General features: G+C 32.0%; 15 protein-coding genes. 4 read left to right on the top strand and 11 right to left on the bottom strand.

Annotated elements, in window-relative coordinates:
* Position 1: 1 nt before the first annotated feature.
* Both V7P59_RS09120 and V7P59_RS09115 read left to right on the top strand, forming a co-directional pair.
* Complete coding sequence (locus V7P59_RS09120) at positions 2 to 1,246, top strand: mechanosensitive ion channel family protein (RefSeq protein WP_333809856.1); 1,245 nt, start codon at positions 2 to 4, stop codon at positions 1,244 to 1,246.
* Positions 1,247 to 1,331: 85 nt separating this feature from the next.
* Positions 1,332 to 1,718 carry a glyoxalase gene (locus V7P59_RS09115; protein WP_333809855.1) on the top strand — a complete coding sequence of 129 codons (387 nt, stop codon included), beginning with the start codon at positions 1,332 to 1,334 and terminating at the stop codon, positions 1,716 to 1,718.
* A gap of 74 nt (positions 1,719 to 1,792) precedes the next feature.
* On the opposite strand, the gene V7P59_RS09110 is transcribed toward V7P59_RS09115, so the two are convergent.
* Together V7P59_RS09110 and V7P59_RS09105 are read right to left on the bottom strand one after the other, a co-directional pair.
* Positions 1,793 to 2,461, bottom strand: a complete 669-nt coding sequence (locus V7P59_RS09110) for a DUF2461 domain-containing protein (protein ID WP_333809854.1) — start codon at positions 2,459 to 2,461, stop codon at positions 1,793 to 1,795.
* A gap of 105 nt (positions 2,462 to 2,566) precedes the next feature.
* Complete coding sequence (locus V7P59_RS09105; RefSeq protein WP_333809853.1) at positions 2,567 to 2,956, bottom strand: acyl-CoA thioesterase; 390 nt, start codon at positions 2,954 to 2,956, stop codon at positions 2,567 to 2,569.
* A 77-nt stretch (positions 2,957 to 3,033) separates the two neighbouring features.
* On the opposite strand from V7P59_RS09105, the gene V7P59_RS09100 reads away from it, so the two are divergent.
* Together V7P59_RS09100 and V7P59_RS09095 are read left to right on the top strand one after the other, a co-directional pair.
* Positions 3,034 to 3,729 (top strand): hypothetical protein, encoded by a 696-nt coding sequence (locus tag V7P59_RS09100; RefSeq protein ID WP_333809852.1) that lies wholly within the window; start codon positions 3,034 to 3,036, stop codon positions 3,727 to 3,729.
* 5 nt (positions 3,730 to 3,734) lie between these two features.
* Positions 3,735 to 4,313 (top strand): hypothetical protein, encoded by a 579-nt coding sequence (locus V7P59_RS09095; protein ID WP_333809851.1) that lies wholly within the window; start codon positions 3,735 to 3,737, stop codon positions 4,311 to 4,313.
* 1 nt (position 4,314) lies between these two features.
* Here the strand turns inward: V7P59_RS09095 and hisIE are convergent, their stop codons facing one another.
* The 9 genes from hisIE to V7P59_RS09050 form a co-directional block, all read right to left on the bottom strand.
* The gene (hisIE, locus tag V7P59_RS09090; RefSeq protein WP_333809850.1) at positions 4,315 to 4,914 is read right to left on the bottom strand and encodes a bifunctional phosphoribosyl-AMP cyclohydrolase/phosphoribosyl-ATP diphosphatase HisIE; all 600 of its coding nucleotides are present in this window, start codon (positions 4,912 to 4,914) and stop codon (positions 4,315 to 4,317) included.
* A gap of 301 nt (positions 4,915 to 5,215) precedes the next feature.
* A complete protein-coding gene (gene hisF / locus V7P59_RS09085) occupies positions 5,216 to 5,971 on the bottom strand; it encodes an imidazole glycerol phosphate synthase subunit HisF (protein WP_333809849.1) in 756 nt (251 codons plus the stop codon).
* Between the two features lie 28 nt (positions 5,972 to 5,999).
* Positions 6,000 to 6,734, bottom strand: coding sequence for a 1-(5-phosphoribosyl)-5-[(5-phosphoribosylamino)methylideneamino]imidazole-4-carboxamide isomerase (hisA, locus tag V7P59_RS09080; protein ID WP_333809848.1), 735 nt, complete (start codon positions 6,732 to 6,734; stop codon positions 6,000 to 6,002).
* Between the two features lie 124 nt (positions 6,735 to 6,858).
* A complete protein-coding gene (hisH, locus tag V7P59_RS09075; protein ID WP_333809847.1) occupies positions 6,859 to 7,440 on the bottom strand; it encodes an imidazole glycerol phosphate synthase subunit HisH in 582 nt (193 codons plus the stop codon).
* A gap of 172 nt (positions 7,441 to 7,612) precedes the next feature.
* On the bottom strand, positions 7,613 to 8,752 hold the full coding sequence (gene hisB / locus V7P59_RS09070) for a bifunctional histidinol-phosphatase/imidazoleglycerol-phosphate dehydratase HisB (RefSeq protein WP_333809846.1): 1,140 nt from the start codon (positions 8,750 to 8,752) through the stop codon (positions 7,613 to 7,615).
* Complete coding sequence (gene hisC, locus V7P59_RS09065) at positions 8,724 to 9,785, bottom strand: histidinol-phosphate transaminase (RefSeq protein WP_442902417.1); 1,062 nt, start codon at positions 9,783 to 9,785, stop codon at positions 8,724 to 8,726. The genes hisB and hisC overlap by 29 nt, the downstream gene beginning before the upstream one ends.
* A gap of 5 nt (positions 9,786 to 9,790) precedes the next feature.
* A complete protein-coding gene (gene hisD, locus V7P59_RS09060; RefSeq protein ID WP_333809845.1) occupies positions 9,791 to 11,065 on the bottom strand; it encodes a histidinol dehydrogenase in 1,275 nt (424 codons plus the stop codon).
* Positions 11,066 to 11,098: 33 nt separating this feature from the next.
* A complete protein-coding gene (gene hisG, locus V7P59_RS09055) occupies positions 11,099 to 11,956 on the bottom strand; it encodes an ATP phosphoribosyltransferase (protein ID WP_333809844.1) in 858 nt (285 codons plus the stop codon).
* A 258-nt stretch (positions 11,957 to 12,214) separates the two neighbouring features.
* Positions 12,215 to 12,715, bottom strand: a complete 501-nt coding sequence (locus tag V7P59_RS09050) for a hypothetical protein (RefSeq protein ID WP_333809843.1) — start codon at positions 12,713 to 12,715, stop codon at positions 12,215 to 12,217.
* Between the last annotated feature and the right edge of the window lie 10 nt (positions 12,716 to 12,725).

The following is a 12,725-nucleotide window of genomic DNA, read 5'->3' as shown; positions in this document are numbered from 1 at the left end:
AATGAAAATATTTAATTGGGCATACGATATTTTTAAAAGTTTCGACTTTAGCGATGCGCTAGCTTCTTATTTGAATTTAGCCATTAATATTGTTGTTCTTATTATTGTAGCTTATGTTTTAGATTATCTTTTTAAGAAACTTTTCATTATTTTCTTGGCTATAGTTGCTGCTCGAACAAAATCGTCATTTGATGATTTCTTAGTGGCAAATAAAACAGCCAAATATTTAGCTCATTTAGTTCCGTTACTTTTCATTTATAAAACAGTTCCCGTAATTTTAAAAGGATTTACTTATTGGGAATATATTTTTGAAAAAGGAATTAAAATCTATATTATCATTTTATCACTTTGGATTACGCGAAGTATTTTTAATTCGCTTCGTGATTATTTAAAACAAAAGCCACGTTTTAGTGATAAACCTATTGATAGTTATATTCAAGTAATCATGTTGTTTTTATGGTTATTTGGAATTGTCTCTTTTGTATTGATACTATTTGATGTTAGCAAAACAGCTTTGTTAACGACATTTGGATCGATTTCAGCTATCATCATATTAATATTTAGAGATACGATTTTAGGGTTTGTGGCCAGTATTTCTGTTTCTGTGAACGATATGGTTCGCATTGGCGATTGGATTACAATGGAGAAATTTGGTGCAGATGGTGATGTAATCGAAATTAATTTGGCAACGGTAAAAGTTCGAAATTTTGATAATACAACTACTACTATTCCAACCTATAGTTTAATATCGGATAGCTTTAAAAACTGGCGCGGTATGTTAGACTCGGATGGAAGACGTATTAAACGACATATTTTGATTAAAGCGAATTCGGTGCGATTTATTCAAACTGCAGAATTAGAAAAATTCAAAAAAATCCAACATTTAACAGCCTATATTGAACATCGTCAAGCTGATATTGATAAGTATAATGCCAATAATGGAATTGATAAAAGTGTGATTGTTAACGGAAGAAATTTAACCAATTTGGGTTTGTTTCGAAAGTACATTAATCAATACATTTTATCGCATCCTGGAATTAACAAAGATATGCATTTGATGGTACGTCATTTACAACCCACAGAAAAAGGAATTCCATTAGAAATCTACTGTTTTTCTAAAGATAAAACATGGTTGAATTACGAACACATTATGGCCGATATTTTTGATCATATCATTGCTTCTATGCCTTATTTTGATTTGGAAATTTTCGAATCTATCAGTACACCAAGTAAGCAAAGTAATTAACAACTGATTCTTAATAACTTAAGGTAACCTTCAAAATATTGGAGGTTATTTTTTTTAAATTTAATACAAACTAATTCACACGACTATGAAAACGAAAGACGAATCGCTTTTAGAAATTAGAGGTGCAAGTATTGGTGTTATTACAGAACAATCAAGTTCTGAAGAAAGGTTTCAAAATCAGACTTTACGACCTATTTTGAAATTCCAAAATGAATTATTTATTGAAGTTTTTAGAAATTACGCTGTCAAACAAAAAGGAGTTTATTTCACACTTTCTCCAGAAAAAAAAGAAAGTTACATTGAGAACGCTATTCAACGCGATATCAAGTTCCGAAATTCGTTGAAAGGAATAGTAATCGGAATGTTTACCGTTACTGAATACAAAGATTATATTCAAAATTCATCTAACTTAAACAAGCGCATGATGAATTTATTAATTGAACGTTTGAAAAGCCAAATTCAGATTATTTAATTTGGCAATGAGACAATTAGTCAATGTGCCAATGGTAGAAAAATAATTGACACATCGGCACATTGAAAAATTGGCTAATTATACAAAGATTCTCCATTCAAATCGGTACTCAATACTTCACTCATATAATCGAAGAAAGGGCGCATCGCTTGAAATGTTGCTAAAACTTCTTCTTGAAAATTAGGAGCCAAAACTTCTTTGTCAGAAAAACTTCGAGTTACTAAATATTGTTTTTTACGAATCAAATCAATGGCTGGATGGGTTTTGTCGAAACCTTTTGGAGCCGTTTTTAATTCTTCGCCTTTTAGTTCACCAAAGAATTTTTTGAACGTTTCATCAGCAATAATGTTTCTGATTTCTTCATCATCCATTTCAAATTCTTTTCGAATGCGATGCAAATCAGCTGCATTAGGTTCCCAAAAACCACCACCTATAAAACTTCCTCCTGGTTCAATGTGTAAATAATAACCACCACGAAGCATCGGTTTTGTTCGAGTGAACCCAACGCTGAAATGATTTTTGTAAGGCGCTTTATCCTTAGAAAAACGCACATCACGATAAATTCTAAAAATTTGTATGCGTTCGATGCTGTCTATTTTTCCCAACTGCTCGCCTACGGATGTAAAAAACGTTTTGGCTAATTTTTGTTCGGTTTCAAAGGCTATTTTATTTGCCGCAAACCAGTCGCGGTCATTGTTTTCTTTAAGTTTTGTTAGAAATTCTAAAGTTGATTTTTGTAGCATATTTTTTTAATTTATTTAGCCACTGATTACACAGATTAGCACGGATTATTTACTTTTAAAATTGTTTTAATCCTTTTAATCTTTTTAATCCTTGGCAAAATGATATTATTTTTTTAATCGATCTTCAATAAATTCGATTTGAGTTTTGCCGTGTGGTTTTGGTTTTCCATCTTCGCCTAAATTCACCATAGTTATGTTATCAATGGTGATGATTTTTTCGCGTGTCATCATATTACGAACTTCACATTTTAAAACTAACGATGATTTTCCAAATTGTACCACATCCAAACCAATTTCTACGATATCGCCTTGTTTAGCAGCACTCATAAAATTAATTTCACTCATAAACTTGGTCACTACTTTCGGATTTTCCAATTGTACGATGGAATACAAAGCGGCTTCTTCGTCTATCCAAGCCAATAATTTACCACCGAATAACGTTCCGTTGGCATTCAAATCTTCTGGTTTTACCCATTTTCTCGTATGAAATCGCATCTTGAATTTTTATTTTAAAGGTAAGAATTTTTGGAGAAATTTGGATATATTTGAAATAATTTACACTCAATTTAAATATGAAATCAGGATATTATAGAAATTTTCATCTATCATATTGTTTAGTTTGCAAAAATAGAAGTTTTGATATAAACAAAGGCTTGATTTGTGATTTATCAAATGAAATAGCAGATTTTAAAGAAACTTGTAGTGATTTTATAATTGATATTAATCAAAAAGAAAAACTTCAAAAACAAATTGATTTTAGTATTGAATATGAATATACTAGTAAGTTAAGTGAAGAATTTAATGATTTTATTGGAAATCCATATTTTAAAGAATCTGAAAAGTTTGATAATTGCATGATAAATTATCAAGATAGTAAAATTTATAAATCAAATTTTAATGATCATTATTTCTTAATTAGTATTTTATTTATTGCTCTTATTTATAATCTAGTTAAAAGCTTTAGCGATGATTTTAATTTAAAAATTTCAATGATAATCCTTATTGTAATTGTTCCTTATATTATTTTTTTTTCAAAAAAAGTAATTAAAAAGATTGAAATCGATAATGAAGGAATAACAATAAAAGAAAATAAAATCTTTTGGAATGAAATTTATAGATTTGGGATTTATATTATACCCGGTAAATCCACTCAATTTGATTTAATGATTTTTACCCTAACAAGAGGTCTGTTTATTGTAAGGCTAAATGAATATAATGCAAATCATCAAGAGATTGTCCAAATAATTAAAAATAGTCTAAAAAAATAATATCCATGAAAACAGAAAAAGTATTATCAATCGTATTTATTATTTCGCTAATTTTCAAGCTAATGCATTGGCCTGGAGCTGGAGTTTTAATGGTTTTATCGTTAACATTTTTAGCTTTGTGTTATTTTCCTTTTGGATTTTATTTTTTTAGTGACAAAAATTTTAAAAATCAAAAAATTGGTATTTCAATATTATTTGGATGGTTGTTGTCTATAGCTATAATTGGTATTGAATTTAAACTGATGTTTTGGCCAGGATCACAAGTAATGTTGCTAGTGGGTTGTATGTCAGCAGCAGTTTTACTATTAGCTAGTTTTTCATTATTAAAAAAATCAGATGAAGATTTAAAAAATTATCACAAAAACTTATTTACAAGAACTGTTGTCATATTTGTTTTAGCAATGATTTGTTTAATTTTACCCAATAGTGTATTAATCAATCACTATTACTCTACCCAACCCGAATTAAAAGAGTTATATTTAAGACAACAAGAAAACCCTCAAGACGAATCCATTCAAAAAGAAATCGAAGAATACAAAGCAAAACAATACGAACGTGAAACTGGAAATCGAAACAACCAATAGATTATTTCTCCCTTCCCTTCAAAACCTCCACTACATCTTTCAATTCAAAACCTTTCGCTTGCAATAAAATCAAATAGTGAAACAATAAATCGGCACTTTCAGATAAGAACAAATCGTTGTTATTGTCTTTGGCTTCAATAACAACTTCAACGGCTTCTTCTCCAACTTTTTGTGCAATTTTGTTAATGCCTTTTGCAAATAGTGAGGCTACATAACTCTTTTCAGCATCGGCATTTTCTTTACGTTTTGCAATGGTATTTTCTAATTTTGATAAAAACCCAAATTCTTGATTATTAGATTCTTGCCAACATGTATCTAAACCTGTGTGGCATGTTGGGCCAGCAGGTTTTACTTTTACTAAAAGCGTATCGTTATCACAATCTTCTTTAATAGAAACCAGTTCTAAAAAGTTACCGCTCTCCTCGCCTTTTGTCCATAATCGGTTTTTAGTACGACTAAAGAATGTTACTTTTTTAGTAGCCAAGGTTTGGTCAAGAGCTTCTTGGTTCATGTAGCCTAACATTAAAACATTTTTAGTTTCATTGTCTTGAATAATGGCTGGGATTAAACCGTCTGGAGTTTTATTAAAATTTACTTTCATATTTAGTTATTTTTTGACCACATAGAAACATAGGTTTTATATTAAAAATTATTAGTCGTTTTACTTTTCATAGTTTTCATAGCTATGTCTATATATAATGCTATGATTGACTCATATAATGATTTTCTATGTTTCTATGTGGTTTGATTTTTTTTTTTGACCACATAGAAACATAGGTTTTAACTATATAGTTTTTGGTCGTTGTACTTTTCAGAGTTTTCATAGCTATGTCTAAATATAATGCTATGATTGACTCATGAAATGATTTTTATGTTTCTATGTGGTTTAATCTTTATTCTTATTACAATCTTATCGCTATATTTTGATTTTTTAAAAACTGTTTCAATTCTGGAATTTCGATTTCTTGATAGTGAAAAACACTGGCTGCTAAAGCGGCATCAGCTTTTCCGTTGATAAATGTTTCTGCAAAATGCTCCATTGTTCCTGCACCACCCGAAGCGATGATAGGAATATTTACAATTTCAGATAATTTGGATAATGCTTCATTGGCAAAACCATTTTTAGTTCCGTCATTATTCATGGAAGTGAACAAAATTTCTCCAGCACCACGTTGCTCGACTTCTTTAGCCCAATCGAATAAATTTAATTTCGTTGGTACTTTTCCACCAACTAAATGAACTATCCAATCACCATCAATTTGTTTGGCATCAATAGCCACAACTACGCACTGACTTCCATATTTTGCAGCAATTTCGTTTATCAAATTTGGATTTTTAACTGCTGATGAATTAATTGAAATTTTATCGGCACCATTGCGAAGCAACACATCTACATCGGCAACGGAAGAAATACCACCACCAACAGTAAATGGAATATTTATCGCAGTAGCTACTTTTCGAACCAAATCGATTAAAGTAGCACGACGTTCTTCTGTTGCAGAAATATCAAGAAAAACTAGTTCATCTGCGCCAGTTTCGGCATATTTTTTTGCCAATTCTACTGGATCACCAGCATCTTTTAAATCCACAAAATTGACACCTTTAACAGTTCGACCGTTTTTGATGTCTAAGCAGGGAATAATTCTTTTTGTGAGCATATTTTTTTTGTTTCAAACCTGACAGGTTTCAAAAACCTGTCAGGTTTAGTATGTAATTTTCTAATTGTTTCAGGGTAATTCTTCCTTCATAAATGGCTTTTCCGATGATGGTTCCTTCACAGCCTAATTTGGCTAGTTTTGGTAATTCATCAAATGTGGAAATGCCTCCAGAAGCGATGATTTTCAAATCTTTAGTTTGTTCTAAAATTCTTTGGTACAAATCAAAACTTGGACCTTCTAGCATACCGTCTTTTGAAATATCGGTGCAAATTACGTATTGTATTCCTTCTTGTTGGTAGCTTTGGATGAACGGAATGACTTCTTCTTTTGATTCTTCTAACCAACCCGAAATCGCTATTTTTTCATTCATTGCATCGGCTCCTAAAATGATTTTATCGGCTCCGTATTGTTGAATCCAATTCTTGAAAACTTCAGGTTGTTTGATGGCAATACTTCCACCTGTGATTTGATTGGCGCCATTTTCGAAAGCAATTTTCAAATCGGCATCAGATTTTAAACCGCCACCAAAGTCGATTTTTAGACTCGTTTTTGAAGCAATTTGTTCCAACACTTTGTAATTCACAATTCGGCTTGATTTTGCACCGTCTAAGTCAACCAAATGCAAATACTGAATTCCGTGTGCTTCAAAGGATTTGGCAACTTCCAATGGATTTTCGTTGTATATTTTCTTAGTTTCATAATCGCCTTTGGAAAGTCGGACGCATTTTCCTTCGATGATGTCTATGGCTGGGATTATTCTCATTTTTATATTTTTTTTTTGGAACACAGATTGTAATAATTTGAGAAATCTTTAAAATCTTCCAATTGGTCAAGTTTAAATTTTTGAAATTTCTTGTATTTTTTAAATCAGTGTTCCTATTTTTAAATTAAAAGTTCAAAAAGTTTTTCAAAATTTGTTCTCCAAACACGCCACTTTTCTCTGGATGGAATTGTACACCGTAAAAATTATCACGTTGTAAAGCAGTGCTGTATTCTTGTTCGTAATTGGTTGTAGCAATCGTATTTTCAGATAATGACGCATAAAAACTGTGAACCAAATACATAAATTCGTTTTCTTTAATGCTAGTAAATAATGACGATTTCAGATTGTAAATCGTATTCCAACCCATTTGCGGTACTTTTACTTCGTTTGAAAACTTCACTACATTAACATCAAAAATTCCTAATCCATTGGTATTTCCTTCTTCGGAATGTTTGCACATCAATTGCATGCCCAAACAAATACCTAAAACGGGTTGCTTTAACGTTGGAATTAATACATCTAATCCGTTATCCACCAACATTTTCATAGCACTACTCGCCTCGCCTACTCCTGGAAAAATGACTTTATCAGTAGATTTTATGGTATTCCAATCGCTAGTGACAATTCCCTCAAATCCGAGTCGTTCCAAAGCGAATAAAACGCTTTGTACATTTCCAGCTCCGTAATCTATTATAGCTATTTTCATATTTTTGTTTGAATAAATAAACTTTTTAGTTTTTTTACCACATAGAAACATAGATTTCTTTAATACTTTGAAAAGCGTTACACTTTTTATAGTTTACATAGCGCTCTGTTTAAATGTAATGCTATGAATTACTTTCAAAATAAGTAACTATGTTTCTATGTGGTTAATTCATTTACAACATTCCTTTGGTTGAGGGTAAAATCATTTTCTCTGTATCTCTTTTCACAGCGACTTTTATGGCTTTAGCGAAGGCTTTGAAAATTGCTTCAATTTTGTGGTGTTCGTTTGTGCCTTCTGCTTTGATGTTTAAATTCGCTTTTGCGCCATCAGTGAACGATTTGAAGAAGTGGAAAAACATTTCCGTTGGCATTTGACCAATCATTTCACGTTTAAATTCAGTTTCCCAAACTAGCCAATTTCTTCCGCCAAAATCAATGGCTACTTGTGCTAAACAATCGTCCATTGGTAAACAAAATCCGTAACGTTCAATACCTAATTTGCTGCCTAAAGCTTTTGCAAAAACTTCTCCTAATGCAATCGCTGTATCCTCAATTGTGTGGTGTTCATCAACTTCTAAATCACCTTTGACTTGAATTTCTAAATCCATTTGACCGTGGCGAGCAATTTGGTCTAACATGTGGTCAAAAAAGGAAATTCCTGTATTGATGTTGCTTTTTCCTGTTCCGTCTAAGTTTAATGTGATGTCAATATCGGTTTCATTGGTAGTTCTTTTGATGGTAGCGGCTCTTTGTTCTAATTTTAAGAACTCATAAATTTGTTGCCAATCCGTTGTTTGTAAAGCGATTACATTTTGTAATTCTTCCAATGACGAGGCGATTTCATTTCCACCCAAATTGGCTTCGTTTTTAATAAAAATCGCTTTTGAACCTAAGTTTTTAGCCAATTCCACATCGGTAATTCTATCGCCAATTACAAAAGAGTTTTCCAAATCATATTCTGAATTATCCGAATACTTGGTTAACATTCCAGTTCTTGGTTTTCTGGTTGGCGCATTGTCTTCTGGAAAACTTCTGTCGATAAAAATTTCATCAAATGTTACACCTTCATTTTCAAATGCTCTTAAGATGAAATTTTGGGTTGGCCAAAATGTATTTTCTGGAAAACTTTCAGTTCCTAAACCATCTTGATTGGTCACCATTGCCAATTCGAAGTCCAGTTCATTGGCTATTTTACTCAAGAATTGAAACACTTTTGGGTAAAATTCTAATTTGGTTAAATTGTCTAATTGGTAATTTTCTGGTTCTAAAACCAGAGTTCCATCTCTATCTATAAATAGCACTTTTTTCGGCATTGTTGAAAGTTTTTAATAATTGAATAATTTGTTCGGTTTCTTCTTTAGTTCCAATACTAATTCGCAAACAATTTTCGCATAAAGGTTGGTTACTTCTGTTACGCACCACTACTCCATTATCTATGAATTGTTGGTATCTAAAATTAGCATCGTCTACTTTAAAAAGAATAAAATTTGCATCAGAAGGATAAACTTTCTCTACAAAACTACATTTGGAAAGAGCAGTTTCTAATCGTTTTTTCTCGACTAAAATCTTTTTCACTTGCGCTGGCATAGTGCTTTGATTTAGTTTCTTAATGGCGGTTTCTTGAGATACTTCGTTGATATTGTAAGGCGGTTTAATCTTGTTTAATACCGAAATGATTTCTTTGGAAGCATACAAAATTCCAATGCGTAAACCAGCCATTGCATAAGCTTTTGAAAGCGTTTGTGTGATAATGAGATTTGGAAAATCTTTCAAAACACTCAACCAACTTTCATCTTCCGAAAAATCGATATACGCTTCATCTAGCACTACTAAACCTTTGAATTGGTCCAAAATTTTAATCACTGAGGCATCGTTGAAGGAATTCCCTGTTGGGTTGTTAGGCGAACACAAAAAGATAATTTTGGTGTTTTTATCAACGGCGTTTAAAATAGCATCCACATTAGGTTGAAACTCCTCATTTAGTAATACTTCACGATTTTCAATGGCGTTCACATTCGCTAAAACACCGTACATTCCGTAAGTTGGTGGCAAAGTGATGATGTTATCTCGATTGGGTTCACAAAACGCTCTGAAAACTAAATCTAAAACTTCATCGCTGCCATTTCCTAATAAAATAGTGTCTTTTGGAACATTATTTTTTTCAGCAATTATAGCTTTTAATTCTCTTTGCTGCGGATCTGGATAGCGGTTAATTCCATTCGAAAATGGATTTTCATTAGCATCCAAATAGATCATTGGTTTTTTAAACTGTTCAAATTCATCTCGAGCTGAAGAGTACGGACTCATTTTTTTAACGTTTTCCCGGATTAAGTTTTCTAAATTCATAGCTTTTATTTTAATCGTAATGTAACTGCATTTTTGTGTGCTTGTAAACCTTCAGCTTCTGCCATAGTTTCAATTGCTTTTCCAATGTTTTGAATACCAATATTGGATATTTTTTGGAACGTCATCGCTTTCATGAAACTATCCAAATTCACCCCACTGTAACTTTTTGAATAACCGTTTGTTGGTAATGTGTGATTGGTTCCAGAAGCATAATCACCAGCGCTTTCAGGCGTATAATTTCCAATGAAAATTGAACCTGCATTTTGAATACCATCAACGAAATAGTCTTCGTTTTTAGAACATACAATAAAATGTTCTGGACCATATTCATTGATTAATGATAAAGCAGTTTTTTCGGTTTCCACGAAGATTAATTTGGAATTATTGGTGGCAACTTGCGCAATTTCTTGTCTTGGCAATTCTTTTAGTTGCTTGTATACTTCTTCTTCTACGTCATTCAAGATGTTTTTATTGGTAGTAACCAAAATTACTTGGCTGTCTTTACCATGTTCGGCTTGACTCAATAAATCGGAAGCTACGAAACTTGGAATAGCGGTTTCATCAGCGTAAACTAATAATTCACTTGGACCAGCTGGCATATCTATAGCTACACCGTTTTGAGAAGCAAATTGTTTAGCAATCGTTACAAATTGATTTCCTGGTCCGAAGATTTTATAGACTTGTGGAATCGTTTCTGTTCCGAATGTCATTCCAGCAATCGCTTGAATTCCGCCTACTTTATAGATTTTTGTTACGCCACATAAATCAGCAGCATAAAGAATTGCAGCATTAATTTTTCCATTTTTATCCGGTGGCGAACACAAAACAATTTCTTGACAACCTGCTAGTTTTGCAGGAACAGCCAACATCAAAACCGTTGAAAACAAAGGAGCCGTTCCACCTGGAATGTATAAACCAACTTTTTGAATCGGACGTTTTTCTTGCCAACAAGTTACTCCGATGGTAGTTTCAACTACAATTTTATCTGTTTTTTGAGCTGTGTGAAATTGTTCGATATTTGATTTTGCTAATTGAATGGCTTCTTTTAATTCGGCAGCAACTTCCTTTTTAGCCGATTCAATCTCTTCTGTAGTGACTTGAATATTGTCCAATGTTACGCCATCAAAGAAAGAGGAATACTTGGCAATGGCTTTATCGCCTTTTTGTTGTACTTCTTTGAAGATTTGCTTTACCGTTTCTTCTACATCAGAGAACGTTTGAGTTGGTCTTTTGCAAATTTCTGACCAAGTTTCGGGTTTTGGGTTATATATTTTTTTCATATGTCTAACTTCTAATATCTAATTTCTAACTTCTTACAGCACCATTTTCTCAATTGGGCAAACCAAAATTCCTTCGGCTCCAGCTTCTTTTAATTGGTCGATGACTTCCCAAAATTTATCTTCATCAATTACAGAATGTACGCTACTCCAACCTTCTTCGGCTAACGGCATAACTGTTGGACTTTTTAAAACGGGAAGAATTTTACTGATTTCTGAAATCTTATTATTGGGAACATTCATTAAAATATATTTCGATTTTCTAGAACGCAAAACGGATTGAATTCGGAATTTAAGTTTGGTTAAAACTTGTTTGGCTTCTTCTGAAATTTGTGGTGAAACAGCAAGAACAGCTTCACTTTTTAGAATGACTTCTACTTCTTTTAATCCGTTTTTAAACAAAGTACTTCCACTAGAAACGATATCAACAATCGCATCTGAAAGTCCAATGTTTGGGGCAATTTCAACCGAACCTGAAATTTGGTGAATATCTACGGAAATTCCTTTGGAAGAAAAGTAATCTAAAACGGTTTTTGGATAAGAAGTGGCCACACGTAATCCGTTTAAATCTTCGGTTGATTTGTAGTTGAAATTTTTTGGAACGGCTACTGAAACTTTACATTTGGAGAAACCTAATTTCTCGGCAATTTGAATGTTTTGTCCTTTTTCAACCAATAAATTATCGCCAACAATAGCAATATCTACTACTCCATCAATCAAATATTGTGGAATATCAGAATTGCGCAAATAATATACTTCTAAAGGAAAATTAGAAGCCGTAACTTTAAGTTGGTCATTTCCATTGTAGATTGAAATTCCACAATCTCGAAGAATTTGGATACTTTCGTCGTGTAATCGACCTGATTTTTGAATAGCAATTTTTAAAGTGTTCATTTTAAATTTAATTTGTTTAAAATGAGTACACCAAGAAGATTTTAAAAATACTGAACAATAAAAAACCCGCTTGATGTACTCAAACGGGTTTCTGATTTATATGAATTAATTACATAACATCATTACTTCGCTTGAGCGGAGATATGATGATGATGATGTAATTGATTTAAAAACATAATTTCTGTTATTATTTAACATTGCAAATGTAACAACTAATTTTTCGAATAAACAAAATGTTTTTGAAATTTTATATTTTGTTTAGTGATCATCATTTGTTGATTCTTCTTCTAAATTAGACTCTGATGTATTGCTATTGGTGATATTTTCTCTGATTTCAGTATGACGAATTTCGCCACCTGAATTTCCTACTTTGATAGACAAAATAGAAGTACTAATTGCTAAAATTAATATTATCAGAGATAAAATAAATGCTTTTGCATGTTTTTTTGTATTAACTACTAATCCTGCAACAGATAAAATGCCCAAAACATAAAGTAATTTCATGAAAGTTTCTGCCATTTCTTCATGCTCGTGAATTAGGTCATGAGAAATTCCTAATTCTTCAGTAATTTCTTCCGCTCCTTCACCAGTCATCATAGTGGCTTTTCCCATAATCATACAAATGATAAAGATTACATAAGCTGTATTAACTAAAATCGTATGTTTCTTTATAATGCCATAAATTAAAACTCCAATACCAAACATTAATCCGATAATAGGGAAATGGTTTAAAACCATGTGTAAATGTGCTTGATTCATAACTTTTGTT

The organism is Flavobacterium sp., assembly GCF_036782315.1.
Taxonomy (GTDB): Bacteria; Bacteroidota; Bacteroidia; order Flavobacteriales; family Flavobacteriaceae; genus Flavobacterium.
This window is presented reverse-complemented; position numbering and strand designations above follow the sequence as displayed.

What these genes read in the sequence shown, in the direction of transcription:
- V7P59_RS09120 (WP_333809856.1), top strand. Translation starts at nt 2, where the DNA reads ATGAAAATATTTAATTGGGCATACGATATTTTTAAAAGTTTCGACTTT.
- V7P59_RS09115 (WP_333809855.1), top strand. Translation starts at nt 1,332, where the DNA reads ATGAAAACGAAAGACGAATCGCTTTTAGAAATTAGAGGTGCAAGTATT.
- V7P59_RS09110 (WP_333809854.1), bottom strand. Translation starts at nt 2,461, where the DNA reads ATGCTACAAAAATCAACTTTAGAATTTCTAACAAAACTTAAAGAAAAC.
- V7P59_RS09105 (WP_333809853.1), bottom strand. Translation starts at nt 2,956, where the DNA reads ATGCGATTTCATACGAGAAAATGGGTAAAACCAGAAGATTTGAATGCC.
- V7P59_RS09100 (WP_333809852.1), top strand. Translation starts at nt 3,034, where the DNA reads ATGAAATCAGGATATTATAGAAATTTTCATCTATCATATTGTTTAGTT.
- V7P59_RS09095 (WP_333809851.1), top strand. Translation starts at nt 3,735, where the DNA reads ATGAAAACAGAAAAAGTATTATCAATCGTATTTATTATTTCGCTAATT.
- hisIE (WP_333809850.1), bottom strand. Translation starts at nt 4,914, where the DNA reads ATGAAAGTAAATTTTAATAAAACTCCAGACGGTTTAATCCCAGCCATT.
- hisF (WP_333809849.1), bottom strand. Translation starts at nt 5,971, where the DNA reads ATGCTCACAAAAAGAATTATTCCCTGCTTAGACATCAAAAACGGTCGA.
- hisA (WP_333809848.1), bottom strand. Translation starts at nt 6,734, where the DNA reads ATGAGAATAATCCCAGCCATAGACATCATCGAAGGAAAATGCGTCCGA.
- hisH (WP_333809847.1), bottom strand. Translation starts at nt 7,440, where the DNA reads ATGAAAATAGCTATAATAGATTACGGAGCTGGAAATGTACAAAGCGTT.
- hisB (WP_333809846.1), bottom strand. Translation starts at nt 8,752, where the DNA reads ATGCCGAAAAAAGTGCTATTTATAGATAGAGATGGAACTCTGGTTTTA.
- hisC (WP_442902417.1), bottom strand. Translation starts at nt 9,785, where the DNA reads ATGAATTTAGAAAACTTAATCCGGGAAAACGTTAAAAAAATGAGTCCG.
- hisD (WP_333809845.1), bottom strand. Translation starts at nt 11,065, where the DNA reads ATGAAAAAAATATATAACCCAAAACCCGAAACTTGGTCAGAAATTTGC.
- hisG (WP_333809844.1), bottom strand. Translation starts at nt 11,956, where the DNA reads ATGAACACTTTAAAAATTGCTATTCAAAAATCAGGTCGATTACACGAC.
- V7P59_RS09050 (WP_333809843.1), bottom strand. Translation starts at nt 12,715, where the DNA reads ATGAATCAAGCACATTTACACATGGTTTTAAACCATTTCCCTATTATC.